Origin of the sequence: Nocardioides oceani (genome assembly GCF_030412965.1) — a bacterium.
Taxonomy (GTDB): domain Bacteria; phylum Actinomycetota; class Actinomycetes; order Propionibacteriales; family Nocardioidaceae; genus Nocardioides; species Nocardioides oceani.
The window spans coordinates 1-320 of the sequence record NZ_JAUHJQ010000084.1; the positions used below are offsets into that span (position 1 = coordinate 1).

Here is a 320-nt window from a genome sequence, read left to right on the forward strand (position 1 = left end):
TACGGATTCGACAGGCATTATGAGACCTATTTTGCGACTCATCTAGCGGATGTAAAACGCCAGTTAAATATAACTGCAAAAAATACAAATTCTTACGCAGTAGCTGCCTAAAAACCAGCCTGTGTGATCAATAACAAATTGCTTGTGTTTGTTGATTGGTCTTATTGTTAACAAGCTACGTTAGAACTGAGTCAGGCTGTTCTAAAAGAGTTCTACTGACTCGCATCGTTAGAGTTTGAGTTATGTATTGTAACGGTGTTAAATAAACACATAACCTATAGTTGTAGACAAATGGGTTAGCAGATGTTTGGACGTGGGTG

Annotated in this window: 1 other RNA gene; it reads left to right on the forward strand. The window is 38.1% G+C overall.

Going from position 1 to position 320, the window contains the following annotated elements:
* Nucleotides 1–317, forward strand: a transfer-messenger RNA (tmRNA) gene (ssrA, locus tag QWY28_RS23380).
* Nucleotides 318–320 lie beyond the last annotated feature (3 nt).